Origin of the sequence: Paenibacillus sp. SZ31 (assembly GCF_012912005.1) — a bacterium.
Lineage (GTDB): Bacteria > Bacillota > Bacilli > Paenibacillales > Paenibacillaceae > Paenibacillus.
In genome coordinates this window covers 351,657-373,620 of record NZ_JABBEA010000003.1, presented here as the reverse complement: position 1 = coordinate 373,620, position 21,964 = coordinate 351,657, and the positions used below count along the sequence as shown (strand labels likewise).

The following is a 21,964-nucleotide window of genomic DNA, read 5'->3' as shown; positions in this document are numbered from 1 at the left end:
ATGAAAATGAAAATGATTCATTTGATATCACAAATTTTACATGGCATTCTTTCATGAGTAAAATGCATATTAAGAATGTTTACTATTCCATTTATCTATGAGAGGTGGGAACCAAGCGATGGATATCCGCCATTTGCAATATTTTCTGGAAGTCGCCCGGCAACAAAGCTTCACGAAAGCCGCTGAAGTTCTATATATCACCCAGCCCACCATCAGCAAGACGGTCAAGAGTCTTGAAGAGGAATTGGGTATCACGTTATTGGACCGTTATGGGAAGAAAGTTGAACTAACGGACGCGGGCCATGTGTTTTTTCGGCAGGCACTCGAGATCGAAAAGTCGTTCCGCAGTCTGTCGTCCGAATTGGACGACCTGATGAATTTGAAGAAAGGCCATCTGCGGATCGGCTTGCCACCGATGGTAGGATCAAGCTTTTTCCCCATGATCATTGGCGAATTTCACAAAGCCTACCCGCAGGTGACCATTCAACTGTTCGAGGATGGTGCCAAAAAGGTGGAGGCCGATGTGATTAGCGGTGCACTGGATATTGGCGTTGCCGTACTGCCAACCGTGGATGAGCTGTTGGATCATTTTGTGTTTGTCAAAGAGAAGCTGAACCTACTCGTACACCCTTCACATCCACTTGCGGAGAAAGAGTCGGTTGCGCTGCATGAACTGGAAAATGACTCATTCGTACTGTTTCGGGAGGATTTTGCGTTGCATGACCGAATTATTGTGGCTTGTCAGCATGCGGGGTTCCAGCCCCGTGTAGTATATGAAAGCTCCCAGTGGGATCTGCTCAGCGCGATGGTTGCTGCCAATTTGGGGGTAGCCTTGCTACCGGAAACGATTTGTCGTGAGGTGGACCATATGCGCGTGCGTATTATACCGGTGGTGGAACCTGTGATTCCATGGCAGCTCGGTATGATCTGGCGGAAGGACCGCTATCTGTCATTTGCCACGAGAGAGTGGATCGGTTTCACACAGTCCATGCTAGGCAATTAAAGGAAGCGATCGGAAGGTTATTCTGTCAGTGTGGTGTCCCGTGTAAATACTCTTTTGTTGACCCCGGAACGTTGTTACAATGGAATCATAATCATGATGGAGGTGTACGAACATGAAACTGCGGGTATCCGCTGTACAATACCAATTGCACACAATCAGCTCGTTTGAGCAGTTCGCCGCTCAGGTTGAGCATTACATACGGACAGCGAGCGAATACGGAACCGAATTTGTGCTGTTCCCGGAATTTTTCACAACGCAATTAATGTCCATTGGGGACGAACAAGGCAATGCGCTGACAATTGAGGATCTACCAAACTTTACGGAGCAATATGAGCAACTGTTTACATCACTTGCTGCTAAGTACGGTATGCACGTCATCGGGGGAACCCACGTCATTCGCCGTGAAGGGAAGCTGTATAATACAGCTCACATGTTCTACCCGGATGGTCGCATCGCGCGGCAGGACAAGATTCACATTACACCAACCGAAGTACAGGAATGGAATATGGCTCCTGGGGATGGGCTTGAAGTATTCGATACGGATAAAGGCCGTATTGCGATGCTGACCTGTTACGATATTGAATTTCCGGAAATTGTGCGGATGGCCAAAGCCAAAGGCGCTGACGTGATCTTCTGTCCTTCCTGTACGGATGATCGTCACGGTTTCTACCGTGTGCGTTATACGAGTCATGCCCGCGCGGTAGAGAATCAGGTGTATGTTGTGTTAACCGGAACGGTGGGCAATCTGCCGACCGTTGACTTCATGCGGGCCAACTATGGACAGGCTGCCATTATTACGCCAAATGATATTCCGTTCCCGCCTCGTGGCATTCTGGCCGAGGGTGAGATTAACAACGATATGATTGTGACCGCCGATCTGGATCTGGACTTGCTGTATGAGGTACGTGAACGTGGATCGGTAACGACGTGGCGTGACCGCCGTACCGATTTGTATACCGATTGGGAGTAGGCAACCTTATAGAGGTTGTTCAAAAAGCCCGCTTTTGATTACGAAGGATGCCTAGTGGCATCATCAGCATCGAATATGGAATTCAGCCGAAATGTCCGTTGCTCACGTAGTCTTCCCTACGCTCCGCTACTCCATTTCTAGCTTCATCCCATCTTCTCGGTACTGAAAACCGACCTTTTTGAACACATAATTAAAACCGAAGCGAAACAGAGTAGGGAATTCATTTTGTCAGTGGAAAGGGGTGAACCGGCAACATGTATACCAAAGAAATGCGGATCACCGACCCGGAGCGAAGTGGCAAAAGGGTAAAGGCAGTCGTTCGCAATTATGTTGCAGCCGACTTTGAGGAACTCATTTGCATTCAGGCGGAGAGTTTCCCTCCTCCTTATCCGGAAGAGCTGCTCTGGAGTCACGAGCAGCTCACCAGTCATGTGCATCATTACCCGGAGGGCGCCATCTGTATTGAAGTAGATGGAGAATTGGCCGGCTCGATGACTTCGCTGCGTATGCAGTGGGACCCTGCACATCCGGCAAGTCATACCTGGGCCGAAGTGACGGATGACGGCTATATTCGTAACCATCAGCCGGATGGCAACACGCTGTATATTGTTGATCTCTGTGTTCGTCCAAAGTACCGCAAGTGGGGACTGGCTCAGCTTATGATGCAGGCGATGTACCACCTTGTCATCGCTCAGGGGATGGATCGGTTACTAGGTGCTGGTAGAATGCCGGGTTATCATCTGGTTGCAGACCAACTCTCTGCACAGGAATATCTGAACCAGGTGGCAGCGGGAGAAAGACGTGATCCGGTGATATCATTTCTGCTTCGTTGTGGGCGCATGCCAGTTGGTGTGACAGCGGACTATCTGGACGATGAGGAATCCTGCAACTATGCAGCCCTGATGGAGTGGCAGAATCCGTTCAGATAAAGAAATTTTAAATGAAATACATCATCGATTGAGGAGGCATTAATCCATGGAATTTACGCGTATTACATCCATTAATGATCCATTGTTTGCCCAAATGCACAAGCTGATGCAGGAGATTTTCCCGCGGGAAGAAGTGCTGGACTTCCCACTGTGGGTAGAACCGTTGGAAGATCCGGGTATCCGGGTGTTCGTGGCTGTGCATGAAGGACAAGTTGTTGGAGCGACGGAGTACCGTTATTACGAGGACTGGAACGTAGCCATGACGGACTTCACGATTATTGGACGAGAAGGACTGGGAATCGGCAGTTTCCTGGCGAATCACCGCAAGCGTGATCTGCAAAAGCTGGCTGCAGCAAACGGGAAAGAATTGTTCGGCATGTTTGCCGAAATCTATAACCCTTATCTGAGTCAGGATCACGAGTTTGGCGGCATCAAGCCGATGGATCCGTATGTACGTCGCGAAGTATTGTCCCATCTGGGATATCAGCGTCTGGACTTCCCGTATGTTCATCCATCCTGGCAAGGTGACGGCGAAGCGGTGGGCGGCTTGGATCTGTGCTTCATGCCAGGCGATGAGTCGCTTGGTGAACTGCCAGCCAGCCTAGTGGCTGATTTCCTGAATCGATATTATGCAGTGCTTCCTAATAAACCGCAGGAATGGCTTGCCATGGTAGAGCAATTGACTACTCGCAAGTCGGTTGCGCTACTGCCGTTGTAAACGGGAGCGGGATGGAACATTAGATCATAGCGGCGTTGCAAGTACCTTGAAGAATGATCACAGTTATGCAAAAAGCCCGTAGAACAGGCCATTATTGGACCTGCTTTCTACGGGCTTTTTCTATTTAGTTCGAGGTTGAGATTGAGCCAATGTAAGTTGGTTTTAAAATATTTTCTTTAAGAAGTGGTGAATGAGCTCATGGATCTCTGTCACATGTGTTTCGAGAGCAAAATGCCCAGTATCCAGTAAATGCACTTCTGCAGATGGGATATCACGCTTATAAGCTAAAGCTCCAGCAGGAAGAAAGGCAGGATCATTTTTACCCCATACAGCTAGAAGATGAGGTTGATAATTCCGGAAATAAGCCTGAAATTCAGGATAAAGATCCACGTTTGTTCTATAATCGAGGATTAAATCCAGTTGGATTTCCTCAGCTTCCGGGCGTGACATGTAGGCAATATCCAGTGAATATCCGTCTGGTGAAACAAGGCTAGCATCAGTTCCATGAAGATACTGAAAGTTACGGATAGTTTCGGGGGTTAAGGAATCACGACATGCTTCACGATTTTCAGGTGTTGGAGAGTGCCAATACATCTCCCAAGGTCCCCATGCGTCACTAAACCCTTCGATATATGCGTTACCATTCTGACTAATAATGGCTTGAACTTGTTCCGGGTGAGCTACTGCCAAGCGATAACCGACAGGTGCCCCATAATCAAACACATACATTACATATTTCTTAAGAGCTAATGCTTCAGTGAAACCTTCAATAACTCGAAACAGGCTGTCAAATGTGAAGTCAAACTGACTACGCGGTGGAGTTGTTGTGCGACCGAACCCAGCAAGATCAGGGGCAATGACACGGTATTGTTCTGCCAGTTTGGGAATTAGGTCGCGAAACATATGACTAGAGGATGGAAACCCGTGTAATAGTAAAATAACTTGGCCATCCTCAGGCCCGGCTTCACGGTAAAAAACGTCGACATCTCCAACCTTCTGTTGCTGATAACTAATCTTCATTTTTCACATCTCCTTCTGGATTCATTAAGAAGTCCAATATTAGTTCTCTTACTTACTTGTACAACTGGTGATGACATGTTTTTATTGTATAATTAAACTATTCATTTGAATAACGAATAGATTGAATGCTAGCTATTTCAAATCAAAATACAAAGGGTGAAAGATGTGATGAATTCCTTAGAGGGTCGCTTTTTTCAGGCATTTATTGCTTTGCTAGAAGAGAAGAGTTTCAGCCGAGCTGGGGAGCGCTTAGGTTATGTCCAGTCCACAGTAACAACTCATATTCAACAGCTGGAGAAGATCTGCGGACAGAAGTTGTTTCATCGATTTCCACGAGGGGTGGAACCTACGGAAGCTGGAAAAGTATTTTCCAAATATGCTTATCAGTATGTCCAATTAAGTGAATCCCTTAAAGAAAGTATGAATGATATGGATCAGCCGTGTGGAACAATAAATATTAGACTACAGGAATCCTTTTTTCTTACACGGATGCTTCCATTTGTACAGGAATATACGAGAAACTTTCCAAGCGTAAATTTACGTGTTGAACAAGGGGCGCATCAAGATATTCTGAAAGGTGTGCTGGATTATGCCCTGGATTTTGGCATTGTTCCTCAGAACCCTGAGCGACATGACATTCTCTTTTATCCGATTATGGAAGAGACTATTGTTTTTGCTGCATCTGAGGATTTGGTTCGGAAAGTGGAAAGTGCAGGGGCACAGATTCTAAATGACGAGGTGTTTATCAGTAACGGTACATCTTGTTTGTATCATACGACTGCTGTAGATGTTTTAAAAAATGAAGGGATTGTGGTTAAGGATGCATTAGAGCTTTCAAGTCTTGAGATGATCAAGGAATTTGTATGCTGTGGAAAAGGTTTTGCCTTGGTCCCTAAAATAGCGATCAAAAACGAACTAAAGATGGGTAGATTAAAAATTCTTCCTTTTACTTCTAAAATAAGCTTTACGCATGGTCTGATTGTTCATAAAAATCGAGAGCATAGCTCTACTGCCCAAAATTTTCAATCAGAACTACTGACATATTTTAAAGAATATTGATCGATCAGCTCGTGTAGTTTTCTGAAACGGAAAAGGGTTGAATTCCGATTGCGTGTAATTCAAATAACGCACATATTCATCCTAAGAAGATGGATCATGTGCGTTATAGGTGTGTAATTTTGAAGAAACATCAGTACTTGGTGATTCGCTATGAAGCTCTTTTACAATATTAAAAAAATTAAATCAGTTCGCGTCATTTCGATCTGGTAACTGGCTCAAATAACTGTTGGACAAGTGTGCAAGATCCAATGCCCGATTATATTGTTCCTTCGTTATAAACCGTGAAGAAGACGGCCCACTGTTATTGGGTGTGGTTACTGTTGGAGATCCCTTTTCTCCCGAAATTTTCGGCGTCTCTTCTGAAGGAACACCTGTCTGTTGTTGCCCGGCATTCTTCCTGCCCGCATCAGCTAGGGAATAATGCGTCCCATCCCCGTATCCTTTCGCCGGAATGAAGAGAGAAGCATCGTTTAGCACCGACCCGGAAGGGAGGTAATAGCGTTCGGGTAGCAGATTTCCGCCTTCATGCAGCAAATCCTGACCAAAGTGCAATTGATCCTCCAGTGATATTCCAGTTAATCCCGCAATCGTTGGCAGAATGTCCACCTGGCCTCCGATCTGCTCCAGCTGTACACCCGGAGTAACGCCCGGGGCGGAGATAATGAGTGGAATATTAATCATATCTGCTGATGTATATTCCCGACCATATAACTCTTTCATGAGGACTTCGTCATCCCGATCTAGTGAATAGATGGGAAGTCCCAGGTGATCCCCGTAAAAGACGAGCAGGCTATTTTCCCATAATCCTCGTTCTTTCAATCCCGTAATTAACTGTCCAACCGCCTGATCGGCATAATGCTGTGATATTAGATAATCACCGGGCAACGTATCCTTGTAACGCTCAGGCAGCGTCAGCTTCACCTTGTTTTCAGGCAGCGTGTACGGGTGGTGGGCTGACATGGAGATGATATGGGCATAGAAGGGATCACCTGAAGACTGCATGGATTGCAGCTTATCCAGTGTTTTGGAATACAGAATCTCATCCGAGGCCGAAAAGGCGATAGAGTCCTGTGTGCCGAAATAATCGATATCGTAATACTGGTCGAACCCAAGTGCCTTGTATAACTGATCCCGATTCCAGAAATGAACATCATTCGTGTGGAATGTGGCTGTTTGATACCCGTTTGCTGACATCAGCTTAGGTAGACTTGGCAGAGCTTTATCTGCATATACAGTCGTTGCTGCCCCGTTCGGCGGGGTGTAGAACGATGTATTCACAACAAATTCTGCATCCGATGTATTTCCTTGCCCCACTTGTTGATAAAAGTTCGGAAAGTACAGGCTCTCTCTAGCCAATTGGTTCAGATTAGGCGTGATCTCCTGTCCATCTACCGTTAATCCAATGAGGAAGTTCTGGAACGATTCCAACTGGAGCATAATCACATTGCGTCCGCTCGCGGCACCCTGCTCCACAATCGCAGGAAGTTCGGTCGTTTGTTTCAGTTGGTCGATGTCAGTCTGATCAATGTGAGTGATGGGCACAGGTTTATCAGGTCGATCCAGGATGGTATACGCCTCGTAACCGAGGATGCCCATCTGTTCTGCTTGTGTAAGCTCACTCATGCTGGCCCGATTGGGATAGATGTTAAGCATGCACAGGATCATGGACAAGATCAGAATGACCGAGGCAACCCGTCTTCTGGCACGTCGTTCAAGCGGAATGCGGTTCGGGCGTTCTGTACTCCCGAGCTTGATCCGACGACGAACGAGTACCCCTCCAATGATCAGAACGTCTGCAAAAATAAACAAATAATAGGGGTCAAGCAAAGAGAACATGCTGCTCTTGACCGAGGTCACTTGATTGACCTGTGCCAGCGCGTGATAGTTAACGATTACGCCGTAGTATTTGTAGTACATGATGGCTGCAAAGAAAATGCCCGAGAGCAGCAGATTCACGGCAAGGTATATCCACATGCGCCGCTTGGCAGCAAACCACTCAATTAGACAGAAGCCGATCCAGATGAGCGGCAATTCGGTCAGCAGTGGCTTCCAGACAGGGATGTCATCGAAGATAACAATCCAAGCCAGTGAACTTTTGATCATCATGATAATGGTAAAGAATATAAACGGTCCGCTTAGAAACCGGGTGAGTGAACTGCGTGACAAGGTACCGCCTTCCCTTCCGAAGTTTCATTTAACAAGTATTATCCTATCTCAGCATGTCCGTGTCAAAAAATGAAAGCCGCCATCAATCGACAACAAAAAAACCTCTCCCATGCTGGAAGAGGTGTGGCGTGCGCAGGTTGCTGTAAGAAAAGCCAGTTCGTACCCGATTCGTTATTCTACAGTGTACGTTGTGACGTAAGAAGATCTGGGGAACATGGATGGCTTCTGTGCGGTCAGGCCTTCGCTTGTACTACGGTTACGGTGAGCGTGACTATAAGCTTGGGATTCCTGCCAGCCTTTGAAATGTTCTTCCGACTGCCAGAGTGTAAGTACAACATAGGTGTCATCCTTCAGAGGACGAAGCACACGAATACCGACAAAGCCAGGCTCGTCTTCTACCTTGCGGGCGCGGTTCTTGAACCGTTCTTCGAAGTCGTTACGACCATCCTCTGTGACAGGGATATTGTTCAAAACAGCATAACCTCCGCCAGTCCAGGAGCCTGCGGCATCGAAAGCTTCATATGCGGCTACTTTATCATCAGACTCGATATTCATCAGGCGTTCTGCAGATTCAATCGCCAGGCGCACTTGCTCTTCGCTTCGCAAAGTTAGATGCGGGTATGCAGCAAGTGCATCCGGAATCGGTGAAGGAACCAAATAGATATACATAGAAGCTGCCTCCTCATTAAGTACATTCTATCTCAAGATAGCATATGGGAATCAGTGAGTCCAATCGGCGGATCAACTGGTTTGAGTACGTCTTTTCATGATAAAGTATAGTCACTACAAACAGAACGGGTGATCGTATGACAACAACAATTCGGATATCGGTAAGACCTTTGGTGGAGTATGTGTACCGCAGTGGCAGCATACGTCCAGGGTTCCGGACCAATGCATCGATGCAGGAGGGAACTCGAATCCATCAACGGGTACAGAAGGAGTACACCGAAGAGGATCTGAAAGAGATCGTACTCGAAGCTGAGATTCATCATGGCGATCTGACCTACGTGGTGGAAGGGCGATGTGATGGCCTGATCCGGTTGGAGGGTCAGTTAACGGTAGATGAGATCAAATCGACTGCGGGCAATCTGGATGATTTGGGTGAGGGACTTCCCGTGCATTGGGCGCAGGCGATGATGTATGCCTACATGTACGCCGTTCAGGAAGATGAACCACGTATGCAAGTGCAGTTGACGTACGTGCATTCGGTAACCCATGAAGAAAGGCGTTTCCGTCGAATGGCAGAGCGACAAGAACTAGAAGAGTTTGCGGCAGAAGTGATTGCTGGTTATGCGCCATATGCAGAGATGATCGCTGCATATGAAGAAAAGCGTGATATCAGTGTGAAAGAGCTGCCGTTTCCTTTTCGCAAATACCGGGAGGGGCAGCGGAAGCTGGCGGGTGCCGTATACAAGACGATTCGTGAGGGTCAGGGATTGATGGCCAAAGCACCAACAGGCATTGGTAAAACGATGTCCGTGCTGTTCCCCACGGTCAAAGCGATTGGTGAAGGCGAAGCGAGCCGATTGTTCTATCTAACCGCGAGGACGACGACAAGGGTGGCGGCAGAAGAAGCTTTTGCTCGGATGCAATCGGAAGGATTGAAGATGCATGTGATCAGTCTTACTGCGAAGGATAAGATCTGTTTTAAGGAAGAAGAAGCTTGTGATACGGGGCAATGCGGCATGTGCGAAGGATATTATGACCGTATTAACGGAGCCGTGCTGGATATGCTGGAACATGAGACATTAATGACACGACCGGTCATCGAACAGTATGCGCGCAAACACCGGGTGTGTCCGTTTGAGTTTTCACTGGATGCGGCGTATGCAGCCGATGCGGTGATCTGCGATTATAACTATATTTTCGATCCGCGTATTTCTCTGAAACGAATGTTGGAGGAGCAGAAGCGCAAGACGGTGTTATTGGTGGACGAGGCACATAATCTGGTCGATCGTGGCCGCATGATGTTTTCCGCTGAGCTGGAGAAGGCAGTGTTTCTGGATGTGAAAAGAGAGTTCCAGACGCTGGGCAGCAGTGTGCCTGCTGCCAAAGCCATTGTTGACTACACGGGAGCCATTGATAAGTATCTGATTACCCTTCGCAAAAATGGTGGGGAGGAAGGAAAGATCATACAGCAGGAGGCACCGGAGGAACTGATTGAACGGCTGGAGCCTTTTGTCATGGTTGCGGAGCAATGTCTTGTGGAAGGTGGCTCGGGGAATGCTGAGACGGATCAGCTGCTGCTGGATGCCTACTTCACTGCACAGAATTTCTTGCGTATTGCCAAGCTGTATGATGAGCGTTTTATTACGTATGCAGAGTGTGTTCGAAGTGAAGTGAGAGTGAAGTTGTTCTGTCTCGATCCCTCTGTGCTGCTTCGTCAGACGGCCAAAGGATTCCGCTCGCTCATTCATTTCTCGGCCACATTGTCACCCCTTCGCTATTATCGGGATATGCTGGGTGCAGAGGAAGAGGATTATACGTTGCAGATTCCATCGCCATTTCAGCGTGAACAACTGGATGTAAGGCTCCTGCCCTTATCTGTGCGTTATAAGGACAGGGAACAGTCCCGGCGCCCCATTGCAGAGATGCTGCAACAACTGGTGGCTGAATGGCCGCGCAGCAATCTGATGGTGTTCTTCCCTTCTTACCCTTATATGCGAGAGATTTATGAAACCTATGCACAGCTTCCGAATGAAGCGGATACGGTCATACAGAAGCAGGGCATGAACGAACTGGAACGAGAGCAGTTTTTGGATGGATTCCAACCAAATCCTGAACGAACACGATTGGTGTTTGCCGTCATGGGTGGTGTGTTCTCGGAGGGTGTCGATCTACCGGGAGACCGCTTGAATGGCGTCGTTGTGGTAGGTGCGGGGCTGCCGCAAATTGGTCTGGAAAACAATGTGCTTCGTGATTACTATGATCGGACAGGGCGCAATGGGTTCAATTATGCCTATATTTTCCCTGGTATGAACAAGGTGCTGCAGGCGGGTGGACGGCTGATTCGGACGGAAGAAGACAAGGGTGTACTGGTGCTGGTCGATGATCGTTTTACGCAGGAACCGTATCGTTCGTTGCTACCTGATGAATGGCATGATTATAAGCGAATTTGATGAATAAACTACGGATGATATGATGCATGTAGCATATATTTTTCGCTTTTCTTTCTTTTTCGTGATTGAAGGGTAGGGTGAAAGGGTTATAACTTGGTTAGCAACGAACGAACAACGGCGAATACCCTATCCGTTCCGCGGTCCGCTTCGAAAGCAATCAAGGAGGTCGGTTAAAATGAAGAGAAATCATACCATGATGCAGTTTTTTGAGTGGCACCTGGCTGCAGACGGAGATCATTGGAAGCGACTGGCTGAAATGGCCCCGGAACTGAAAGCCAAAGGCATTGACTCGGTATGGGTACCTCCCGTAACCAAGGCAGTGTCTGCAGAAGATACAGGTTATGGTGTATATGATCTGTACGATCTGGGCGAATTTGATCAAAAGGGTACCGTGCGGACCAAATATGGCACCAAGCAGGAACTGGTGGAGGCCATTGCCGAGTGTCAGAAGAACGGAATCGCCGTCTATGTGGATCTGGTCATGAATCACAAGGCCGGAGCAGATGAGACGGAAGTGTTCAAAGTGATTGAGGTTGATCCCAATGATCGGACGAAGGAAATCTCTGAGCCGTTTGAAATTGAGGGTTGGACCAAATTCACATTCCCGGGTCGCGGGGATCAATACTCCTCCTTTAAGTGGAACTCCGAACATTTCAATGGCACGGATTTTGATGCCAAGGGAGAACGGAGCGGTGTATTCCGCATCGCAGGTGAGAACAAAAACTGGAATCAGAATGTCGATGATGAGTTTGGAAACTACGATTATCTGATGTTTGCCAATATAGATTATAACCACCCGGATGTTCGGCACGAAATGGTCGAGTGGGGAAAATGGCTGATCGATACTCTCCAATGCGGTGGCTTCCGGCTGGATGCCATCAAGCATATCAACCACGAATTCATTAAGGAATTCGCAGCAGAGATGATCCGCAAACGCGGCCAGGATTTCTACATCGTAGGTGAGTTCTGGAACTCGAACCTGGATGCATGTCGTGAATTCCTTGATACGGTAGACTATCAGATCGATCTGTTCGATGTGTCTCTCCACTACAAGCTGCATGAGGCTTCTCTTGCCGGCAGAGACTTCGATCTGTCCAAAATTTTTGATGACACCTTGGTTCAGACACATCCTACCCATGCGGTAACCTTTGTAGATAACCATGACTCCCAACCCCATGAAGCGTTGGAATCATGGATTGGAGATTGGTTTAAGCCAAGTGCTTATGCGTTGACGCTATTACGTCGCGATGGTTATCCGGTTGTATTTTACGGAGATTATTACGGCATTGGTGGACCAGAACCTGTGGATGGCAAAAAAGAAATTCTGGACATTCTGCTGTCTGCCCGTTGCAACAAGGCCTATGGAGAGCAGGAAGATTACTTTGATCACGCGAATACGATTGGCTGGGTACGTCGTGGCGTAGAGGAAATCGAAGGTTCCGGTTGTGCGGTGGTCATCTCCAACGGGGATGACGGTGAGAAGAGAATGTTCATCGGAGAGCATCGTGCTGGTGAAGTGTGGGTGGATCTGACGAACAGCTGTGAGGACCAGATTACCATTGAGGAAGACGGCTGGACCACCTTCCACGTATGCGGTGGAGGCGTCTCGGTATGGGCTCTTCCGGAGCAGAATGAGGACTGCGCTAACGCTGAGTAATGGCATAGTGCTAGCATGATACGAAAAGATAATCAGATCGCTATGCTATGAAAAAAGTATATAAATCGTTGAACCACCTGAACAGGCGAGCTAGCAGTCCTGTGTTCAGGTGGTTTTTTGCATTTTCCTATGTACAACTAAAACTCCATCCTAACGAACCCAGCACACCTTATTTTCACTGAAATGGCGTTATGGGAATTCTAACGAATCTCAGTAACCTTATTGCCCATAAAAGTGATAGAATTAGCGCCAAATGGAGCAACATCAGCAGATTAGCGCGTCTGAGATTCGTTAGAATATTGAAACCTTGAATTTAATCCGAATAAGGTCTTTCAGATTCGTTAGCTTAACGTGGCCTAAGGCTCACCATACGCAAACAAATTGCTGCTGAAAGTTAAACATGAAATGAAACAGAGTCAGTTCAGTTTTACATCTTAATATACGGTATAATAATCCAAATATGGAGTGAGAAAAAATCGAACAACAAAATCTAATGAGCTTTATTCTTGATAGACGACTTGAGAAGAGGAGGGATGGTATGAGCTTCAAAAGAGAGATGAACCGTTTCTTCCCGTTAGTCATGTATCTATTTGTATTAGCCATGTGTCTGGGGGCTTGCAGTTTGGGAGCAAACCAGAGGCCGGCGGGTGAACCGAAACGAACCGATGATTATACGTTTAATTCGGAGCGAAGAGATTTGAATGAGCGGGTTACGAAGAAACCTGAGTCCTTTCAGAAGAATACGCCGGATGAGTATACTTTGACTGCAACGGTGGATGTGAGTCATGAGTCCGGAGTTGATCGGATTTCTTATGAGATTCTGGTGAATGAGGCTCGGGTGCCCATGGTTAATGTCATTCAGTCCTTCACCCTCGATCCCGACATGATGAATCAGATCGATGCCGGAGAGCTATTTCATTCCAATGTGAGCAATACACACGAGATTAGTTTAGGACTGGACAAGGAACCGCTCGGATTGAGTTTGAGTAGGAGTTATGTCTTGAAGCCAAAGGCGGAGAGCGCCAGTCATTTCATCCAGAGTTACGCGAATATGTATATCAAAATTTCCTATGGGCCGAATGATCAGCGAACGGAAGATTATTTCCATATCCAGGCCGAGCCATCTCCGAGAACGATTGAGTATATGAAGTCATGGGAGAAAGATTAGATTCATAGAAAGGCAGCGCACACTAGCTCCATATTAGGAATCTGAGTAGACGCTGCCGGTTCTTTTATTGAAATGATAAGGTTATTACCTTTCAAAATACTGATTCATCGTATCCCACATTCGATTGAACTCACTTCGTTCCATTGAAAATGCTCCAGGCTTTTCGGGTGTATGATTTTACCTACTCCAGTTCAAATGATTCCAACGTGCCAACCATCCGCAGATCATGCTCGCGGTTGAATTGTTCCCGTTTGTCCGCATCGGCGTACTCGTCATGATAATGCATCAGTATGGTTTTCCGTCTCACTTCGGCGGGTAACTGCTCCAGATCCTTTAATGAAGTATGGGATTTGATCACCAGATCATGCATATGGCATTCATGGAAAATCAGCTGCACATCAGCGGCGATCTGCTCCACCCGTTCCTGGTCGAGTGTACTGTCTGCACTGTAATAGAAGTAAGGCTTGGCGAGTAGCCCATTGCTTATCATACCGGGAACATGCTGCGTTCGAAACGTCTCAAACGTCACGCCGCCCAGTTCAAATGTGCCTCCATCTGGCAGGGGAACTACATCGTAGTAATCGCTCATGGTACGTTCACCATCCGTTGTGTAGCGCATGCCCGGAGATAGAATGTTCCAGAGTGGCTCTACCAATTGTTCGTGGATGAACAGACGGGGTTTGCGGTCGCCTACGATCTGTGCGTAATAACCCAGCATCTGTACACCATTAATATGATCCTCATGCAGATGGGTAATGAACACATTTTGAATATCGGTCATGGCGAATCCATATTCCTTGAGTGCTTTTGCATTCGATTCTGGAAAATCAATGACCAGATGCGTCTCTCCGAATTCAGCCAGCATACTATTGTGATGCTGTTCCACGCTGAACATATCTCCTGTGCCGAGAAAAGTAATTTTCAATTCATTTCATCTCCTTGTGTGATCTTCAGATCAGCATCCTTGCGTTAAATCCAGTATACCTTGTTCGCGAATATATGCCTAAATCAACCTTTTTTGATAACGCTATCATTTTATATTGAACTTTGATGGCAAACAGTGTAGCGTAAAGATGGGAAGTGAACCCATATGAACGTAAACTCACCTAAAGGGAGCGTGCGAGGCGAATGAAATCTTTTCTGGATGAACAATTTTTGCTGCACAATGAAACGGCGGTCAAGTTATATGAGGATTATGCCAAAGACATGCCGATTATTGACTATCATTGCCACCTCAGTCCTCAGGAGATCTACGAGAACAAAACCTTTGGCAATCTTACAGAGGCCTGGTTATACGGTGATCACTACAAATGGCGGCTCATGCGCGCGAACGGAATTGAAGAGCAATATGTAACCGGCGGCGAGGGAGTGACCGATTACGATCGTTTCCTGGCTTACGCCAAAACGGTACCCATGATGATTGGTAATCCGCTGTACGCGTGGTCTCATCTGGAATTACAGCGATACTTTGGCGTCTACGAAGTTCTTAATGAGACAAGCGCACCAGCCATCTGGGAAAAAGTAAATGCCAAACTGAACAGTGACGGATTCGGTGCACGTGATCTGATTACCAAGTCCAATGTCACTGTTGTGTGCACAACCGATGATCCAACGGATTCTCTGGAGTATCATCTGAAGATTCAGGAAATCGAAGGCTTTGATACGGCGGTATTACCTTCTTTCCGCCCGGATAAAGGCTTGGAATTGAACCGGGATACCTTCACCGAATGGGTGGGCAAGCTGTCACAGGCATCCGGCACCGCGATTTCCGATTATGAATCCTTCCTTGCTGCGCTGGAGTCTCGGGTGGAATTCTTCCATTCCGTAGGCGGCAGAGTTTCTGACCATGCACTTGATTATGTTCCTTACGGCGTGGCTACGCGAGAGGAAGCAGCTGCCATCTTTGCCAAGGCACTTGCAGGTCAGAAGGTAACTCGTGAGGAAGAGGACAAGTACAAGACGGTAACGCTGACGTTCCTTGGCAAACTGTATGCAGATCGGGGCTGGGTGATGCAGTTCCACATTAATGCAGCCCGTAACAACAATACGCGGATGTTTGCCAAGCTTGGGCCGGATACTGGTTACGATGCCGTGAATGATACGCCGCTTTCCGCAGCGATGATTGGATTGCTCGACGCGTTGGAACAGCAACAAGCACTGCCCAAAACGATTCTGTATTCTCTGAATCCAAGGGACAACGAAGTGCTCGCGGCGATCATCGGCAGCTTCCAGGGCGGGGGTATTCCGGGCAAAATCCAGCTTGGTGCCGCCTGGTGGTTCAATGATACAAAGGATGGCATGCTCGCTCAGATGAAGGCACTGGCGAATGTTGGACTGCTCAGCCGATTTGTCGGCATGCTGACCGATTCACGCAGCTTCCTGTCCTACACGCGGCATGAGTATTTCCGTCGGCTGGTCTGCAATCTCATTGGTGAATGGGCTGAACAGGGCGAGGCACCGCAGGATATGGAGCTGCTCGGTCAGATCGTACAGGGCATTGCCTACAACAATGCGAAAGAATATTTCCCGTTTGCCTCAGTACTTAAAACGGTCTCAGCTTCACAGTCTTGATGCTCAACAAGTACACCTAATCATGCAAGTTATGCAATAACAGAGCTATCTTGTTTCTTCTTTTCCATTGAAATAAAAAGCTCCCATTATATATCCGGGTCTTCATCCACCGGAGTATAGAATGGGAGCTTTTTTTATAATTTGGATTCATGGCACCATATCCATTGACCCTACAACTACTGGGTTTCTGATAATAATTGTGCATATAAAGCAGCAAGCTCGGGAGAAGGGGCCGCACCTATTTCCTGAAGTAAATGTGCTGTATATTGCTCATAATGTTCGATCAGGGCTTCCTTGTTCTTCTGCATGGAAAGTGCCCGCATGAGCAGGATCAGCGATTCTTCGTTTAATTCATTGCGATGCAGGAGTTTTTTGAGCAGGCGGATGGCGTTACTGGTATCTTTGGCCTCCAGTAGGGCATTACACAACCGTTGGTTTAGTGCGCTATACATGAGTGACAGTCGTTCGACCTCGCTCAAGGACCACGTGTATCCATACTCTCCGAATAAATCACCGACATACAGCTGCTCAAGCAACAGGGCTTGTTCCATGTCGGCCTTGGATTGGATGACAGATAGTCGTCTGCATCCTTCTTCAAAGCGGATAACATCCACCGTAATATCATTTAAATTCAGGGCGTAATAATTATTGTACGTATGCAGTACTTTCTTCAGTCCGTACGCATTAAGCAACTTGCGTAGCTGATAGACCGTGGTGTTGAGGTAGACTTCAGCATTTTTTTGTGGCATGTTTCCGAAGATATCTTCAATGAGACGGGTACGGGACACAAGCCGTCCTTGCTGGACAAGCAGGTACGCAAACAATTCTATACTTTTACTGGATCTCCATTTGGTCTTGGTTCCGTGGTCGCTGTGAATTTCGATTCTGCCGAGAGCGTTGAACTCTACCGCTTGTGTTTCAATCGTCGCCACGACTTCTTCCACAGATAGCATGCTGCGCGACTCTGCCAGCGCTCTGTGTACGGTCTGGAGGAGTCGCTCCTGTTTCACCGGTTTCACCATATAATCAAAGGCAAAGACATCGAATGCAGATAAGGCATATTCTACATGAGACGTTATAAATACAATCCGAGTCTGTTTGCCCTGCTGTCGCAGTCCTTCTGCAAATTCCAATCCGCTTTCCCGGGGCATGTTAATATCGACAAAAATTAGATCTACCTCGTGATCATTCAGATAAGAGGATGCCGCCATAGTATCCAAAAATGCACCCATGACCTCCACTTCCCCGATCTTTGCTAGCATCTTTTTCATAATCAGGTGCATGGCTTTCTCATCGTCTACCAGAATAACCTTCATGTATTGTCCTCCACCTGCACGGGATATGGAGAAGGCTCGTTTGCATTAAACTGGGGTGGAAGAGGTACAGAGAAGTAGAAGTTGCTGCCCTGGGAAGGTCTGCTGTCAAACCAGATTTCGCCCCCATTCAGGCGTACGAACTCCCGGCACAGATTCAAACCAAACCCGATGCCTCGTTCTCCTGCGGTTCCCGTTGCCGATACCGGATACTCATCCTGAAGCAGAGAACGTGCCTGTTCATCTGTAATCCCTTCTCCCGTATCGCTTACGGATACCACAATATGCTGATCCTTTCGTTCGGCGTTCAACGTGATCTGTCCTCCCGGATTAGTGAATTTAATGCTGTTGGATAAAAGGTTTCGAAGAATCAGGTCAAGCATCTCTTTATCCGCATAGACGGACACTCCTGGTGAAATATTCGATACCATTCGAATCTGCTTATTCTCGCTGCGAACACGTAACAAGCGTATACTGGCCTCCACAGAATAGTGTAAATCTCGTTCTACCGGATGGAAGACCTGCCCTTCGCCTTGGCTGCGGAACCATTCGAGCAGTCCTTCTACCAGAGCGAACGTATTTTGAATCTGGTGCTTCATTTCATGGATAATCTCTTCATGATCAGCACTCGATTCTTGTATTTCTTCCTCAAGCAAGTCCATCAAATTAACCAGTACGGCTACAGGATCACGAATATCGTGAGCCACGACATTGAACATTCGATCTTTGAACGTGTTGAGCTCACTTAACTGCTGGGCGTTGTCGCGAAGTTTCTTCTCGGCCTGTACGGCTTCAGTCACATCATTTAGCAGTAGCATCTTGCCAATGGTCTTACCGCTTTGATGCTGAACAAGAGAAAGATGAACGTTATAGATTTTGCCACTTGGGTCGTTGGAGAGTTGAACTTTGCGGACATCGTTAAGCGGTTCCTGTTCAAGCAACTTTGCTAGAAGCTGTGGGTATTGTACAAGTATCTGACTCGCATGCTGGCCCAAGCTTTGGGGATGAAGAGACTCAATGATACTCCGGGCAGAACGGTTGTAACTGGTCAACATATGATCTAGATCGAACACAATAACAGCATCCTGTATGGATTCGAATACCTTTTGGTATGCCAGCGGAGCCAGACGAAGCATATTGAACTGGAAGACTCCCCATGTGTAGAAGATGCCCGATATAACAAATCCAAATGGAGAAAAATCAAGGGGTGAACGAAAGATGTTGCTTAGGTAAATTAGTGAGAAAATGAATGGCCCACAGGAGCCAATAATCATAAATATGATTTGTTTTTTCATAGGGGGTGTGGCACGAAGCAACATCTGTACTAGGAAAAAAACAGAAATAAAGAACAGTGCATAGGAAAACACAACATGAACAGAAAATAAAGGTCCTCTCTCAAGAGACACGAGCGGGAATCCCCAGGATGTATCGATCGTCATATTGGTATAGAAGAGGTGATGCCACTCGTTGGTATTATGTATGATGAACGTAACAGAAGGCACAAGTAGCAACAGAAGCACATTGCGTGTACGCACCCATGATTCACGGCCTGTGTAATGCAGCACCATAAGGAAGTAGAAAACTGGCCCGAGCAGAATTCCAATATATTCAATTCGAAGCCAGAAACGAATATGGTCCAGTTGTTGACTAATAATCTCGAAGCCATAGCCGAATGTATAAAAAGAACTGACAAGCATCCCCAGGCCGTAACTGACGGCTATGGGTGAGCTTCTTCTTTTGTAGGAGAGGTAAGCGAGCATTAACGTGCAGCAGGTTGCAGCCATCAGCAATGCAGATAAATACATATTAGGGTTCATGGATGGGCCGCCTCGATCTAAGTAATATTCATGCAAGATATGCCTCCTATGTTATCAGAATAAAGATTAAAAACATACGTGTTTGAGAGCGGATATTCACTTTTATTTTTGGGTTCAAAAAGGAAGTTTCCATCGATGGTTGAATCTGTTAAAAAAGCCCACCAAGACTTGGAAACAGGCTTGGCAGGCTTCAATTATTGCATCTTAATTATAGGGAGTGAAGAAGTGCTGCAAATTCAGAATTGGTCTGGAGCACTCGTAAAATAATAGTCAGTGCTTCTGCACGGGAAGCAGAGTTCGCAGGATGGAATTCTCCATTCCGATCTCCTTGAATAATTCCGGCTGCTGCCGCTTGCTGGAGCTGAGCTTTATTCCAGGTATGCTCCAGATCGGAGAAAGCGGGTGCTTCTGCGGTTGGTACCTTGCTCAGATCCATAATGCGCGAGATGATGGCGATGATCTCAGAACGTTTGATCTCTTGATTCGGTCTGAATGTACCGTCCGGGTAACCGGACAACACACCCTTACTTTGCAGAGAGCGAATGGATGATTCTGCCCAGTGACCTGATACGTCGCTTATTGTATTGCCTTGGTTACTCGACAGATCGAATACTTTGGTGATCAGGGTTGCGAACTCGGCACGGGTGATGCTGGCATTTGGATGGAAGGAGCCATCCGTATAACCCGTTACGACACCCAGTTTTACGAATGTATCTACAGTTGAACCCGCCCAGTGCGTAGTTGTATCGGTTAATTGAACTGACGCAGGCTTGGACTGTGCTGCTTTAATCTTCTGGGTGAAGCTCGTCATGAAGGTATCCATATTGATAACCTGGTTGTTGAATGTAGGTCCAGGTATTACCGTTGTTCCGGGTGTTGGCTGAGGACTCGGCTCAGATGGTGTCACGGGTGTTGGTACAGTTGTAGGAACTGGTGCAGGTGCTGCTGGTGAGCTTGATCCACCACCTGAACCTCCTCCAGAGTTACCACCTGTATTGCCTCCATTACCCCCGTTGTTAATCGCGCTGATCACAACGGTTTTGGTTCCGAATACGCCTGAAAGATCTGCTGCCTCGGCTTTAACCTGAACAGATCCTGCTGAAGTTCCAGTTAGTTTTCCGTTTGCGTCAATAGTCGCTTTACCTGTTCCGTTCTGCACGGTCCAGACTACAGAAGAATTCGAAGCATCGGATGGAAAAACATTTGCGGTTAGTGGAATCGACTGGCCTGCTTGCACAGAATCGCTGCCGTTGATCGTAATGGAATTGACGAGAATAGGAGGCGGTGTAATGGTGACTTGAACACTTCCAACGACTCCACTACCATCCGTAGCAGTCGCCTGAACCAAAACGGTTCCCGGGTCTCCAGCGGTAATTACGCCTGTAGTCGAATCGATCGTGGCTGTTCCGGTTTGATCCGAGACAGACCAGGTTACGTTAGGATTAGCTGCATTAGTAGGTAGGATTGTAGCATTTAGAGCCAACGTCTCACCAGTTACTACGGAATAGACATCGTCCGGGTTGGTTATTTTAACATCGGTAACGATGGATAGTAAGTTACTATTAAGCAGTTTTGAGCCAGAGTATACACTGATTGGCTTAGTAATTGGAGTGGATTTGATGTGGAAAGTCACAAGCCCAAGTCCACCCTCTGTATAGTATGAGTATCCACTTGTTACGGTTTGGTCGCCATATCCATACAGACTATGAAACTCCAGATTGGGATCGTCTCCATGCAGAAAGATTTCAGTTCGGTTGTTAACAGGGTTCCCCTGATCATCGTAGACAGCCAACGTATAACTTAAATAACCAGGATAAACAGGAGACGGCACGGGTGCTCCGGTTAGCGTTACATGATCTGCGGCAGTTGTTGGTTTGTTAGTTTGAATATTTTTCAGATAAATTAGACTATTACTTGGATATTCAGGATCAGGAACCCAAGCAACCCCATCGGCTTCAGCATATCCCCCGACTAGTTTTTTATTAATATCCGTAATCATTTCTACCTGGTTTCCAGTTTCAATATTTGGAACCTGTACAATCTCTCCAGTGGAATAGCGGAAGAATAATTGGGTATCTTGACTTGGCATATCCATTGGGTATTCTACTGTAAAAGAACTTTTGCTGCTTACACAGCCGCTTAGCACTATTGCAAATAAAGCCAGTATCAAGCCTGCTTTTCCTATTGTGAATCTGTTCATCTTTGATCTTCATCTCCTTAAATTCTGGTTACTACATTTTGAAATAAGTATAACGGGCTCCAATGACGGCAAAATGACAAACCCCATAATCAAGCGCACATCAGCTCTTGTTATGGGGTTATATTGGTTATTTTTAGATGTTTGACTTTGTCTTCTTTCGAGAATATACTTAGTATACCTAATTAATTGTACATCTATTTAATTGTAATGCTATTTAATAGATGTCCTATGATGTTGGATGTCTATGGAATGAT

16 protein-coding genes are annotated in these 21,964 nt (G+C 46.7%); 9 read left to right on the top strand and 7 right to left on the bottom strand.

Annotated elements, in window-relative coordinates:
• Positions 1-118: 118 nt before the first annotated feature.
• From cidR to HF638_RS09050, 4 genes are all read left to right on the top strand, one after another.
• The gene (gene cidR, locus HF638_RS09065) at positions 119-1,003 is read left to right on the top strand and encodes a cidABC operon transcriptional activator CidR (RefSeq protein WP_169479910.1); all 885 of its coding nucleotides are present in this window, start codon (positions 119-121) and stop codon (positions 1,001-1,003) included.
• Between the two features lie 112 nt (positions 1,004-1,115).
• Positions 1,116-1,973, top strand: coding sequence for a carbon-nitrogen hydrolase family protein (locus tag HF638_RS09060; RefSeq protein WP_169479909.1), 858 nt, complete (start codon positions 1,116-1,118; stop codon positions 1,971-1,973).
• Positions 1,974-2,227: 254 nt separating this feature from the next.
• Positions 2,228-2,902: a GNAT family N-acetyltransferase gene (locus HF638_RS09055; protein WP_169479908.1), complete on the top strand. Its 675-nt coding sequence runs from the start codon at positions 2,228-2,230 to the stop codon at positions 2,900-2,902.
• 46 nt (positions 2,903-2,948) lie between these two features.
• Entirely contained in the window at positions 2,949-3,620 is a 672-nt protein-coding gene (locus tag HF638_RS09050) for a GNAT family N-acetyltransferase (protein ID WP_169479907.1), read from the top strand.
• 162 nt (positions 3,621-3,782) lie between these two features.
• Here HF638_RS09050 and HF638_RS09045 read toward each other — a convergent pair whose 3' ends face one another.
• Positions 3,783-4,640 carry an alpha/beta fold hydrolase gene (locus HF638_RS09045; RefSeq protein WP_169479906.1) on the bottom strand — a complete coding sequence of 286 codons (858 nt, stop codon included), beginning with the start codon at positions 4,638-4,640 and terminating at the stop codon, positions 3,783-3,785.
• 168 nt (positions 4,641-4,808) lie between these two features.
• Between HF638_RS09045 and HF638_RS09040 the strand changes: the two genes are divergently transcribed.
• Complete coding sequence (locus tag HF638_RS09040; RefSeq protein ID WP_211175559.1) at positions 4,809-5,699, top strand: LysR family transcriptional regulator; 891 nt, start codon at positions 4,809-4,811, stop codon at positions 5,697-5,699.
• Positions 5,700-5,882: 183 nt separating this feature from the next.
• On the opposite strand, the gene HF638_RS09035 is transcribed toward HF638_RS09040, so the two are convergent.
• Both HF638_RS09035 and HF638_RS09030 read right to left on the bottom strand, forming a co-directional pair.
• Positions 5,883-7,865, bottom strand: a complete 1,983-nt coding sequence (locus HF638_RS09035) for an LTA synthase family protein (protein WP_248278080.1) — start codon at positions 7,863-7,865, stop codon at positions 5,883-5,885.
• A gap of 171 nt (positions 7,866-8,036) precedes the next feature.
• Positions 8,037-8,534, bottom strand: a complete 498-nt coding sequence (locus tag HF638_RS09030; protein ID WP_169479904.1) for an antibiotic biosynthesis monooxygenase family protein — start codon at positions 8,532-8,534, stop codon at positions 8,037-8,039.
• A 137-nt stretch (positions 8,535-8,671) separates the two neighbouring features.
• On the opposite strand from HF638_RS09030, the gene HF638_RS09025 reads away from it, so the two are divergent.
• From HF638_RS09025 to HF638_RS09015, 3 genes are all read left to right on the top strand, one after another.
• Positions 8,672-10,984: an ATP-dependent DNA helicase gene (locus HF638_RS09025; RefSeq protein WP_169479903.1), complete on the top strand. Its 2,313-nt coding sequence runs from the start codon at positions 8,672-8,674 to the stop codon at positions 10,982-10,984.
• Positions 10,985-11,159: 175 nt separating this feature from the next.
• A complete protein-coding gene (locus HF638_RS09020; protein ID WP_169479902.1) occupies positions 11,160-12,641 on the top strand; it encodes an alpha-amylase in 1,482 nt (493 codons plus the stop codon).
• Between the two features lie 538 nt (positions 12,642-13,179).
• A complete protein-coding gene (locus HF638_RS09015) occupies positions 13,180-13,809 on the top strand; it encodes a hypothetical protein (protein ID WP_169479901.1) in 630 nt (209 codons plus the stop codon).
• Between the two features lie 181 nt (positions 13,810-13,990).
• On the opposite strand, the gene HF638_RS09010 is transcribed toward HF638_RS09015, so the two are convergent.
• Entirely contained in the window at positions 13,991-14,734 is a 744-nt protein-coding gene (locus tag HF638_RS09010) for an MBL fold metallo-hydrolase (RefSeq protein ID WP_169479900.1), read from the bottom strand.
• Between the two features lie 203 nt (positions 14,735-14,937).
• Here HF638_RS09010 and uxaC point away from each other — a divergent pair, with 203 nt between their 5' ends.
• The gene (gene uxaC / locus HF638_RS09005) at positions 14,938-16,380 is read left to right on the top strand and encodes a glucuronate isomerase (protein WP_169479899.1); all 1,443 of its coding nucleotides are present in this window, start codon (positions 14,938-14,940) and stop codon (positions 16,378-16,380) included.
• A 176-nt stretch (positions 16,381-16,556) separates the two neighbouring features.
• Here uxaC and HF638_RS09000 read toward each other — a convergent pair whose 3' ends face one another.
• From HF638_RS09000 to HF638_RS08990, 3 genes are all read right to left on the bottom strand, one after another.
• Complete coding sequence (locus HF638_RS09000; RefSeq protein ID WP_169479898.1) at positions 16,557-17,696, bottom strand: response regulator; 1,140 nt, start codon at positions 17,694-17,696, stop codon at positions 16,557-16,559.
• Positions 17,693-19,510 carry a sensor histidine kinase gene (locus HF638_RS08995; RefSeq protein WP_169479897.1) on the bottom strand — a complete coding sequence of 606 codons (1,818 nt, stop codon included), beginning with the start codon at positions 19,508-19,510 and terminating at the stop codon, positions 17,693-17,695. Before HF638_RS08995 ends, HF638_RS09000 begins: the two co-directional genes overlap by 4 nt.
• Before the next feature lie 208 nt (positions 19,511-19,718).
• A complete protein-coding gene (locus HF638_RS08990) occupies positions 19,719-21,710 on the bottom strand; it encodes an S-layer homology domain-containing protein (protein ID WP_169479896.1) in 1,992 nt (663 codons plus the stop codon).
• Positions 21,711-21,964 lie beyond the last annotated feature (254 nt).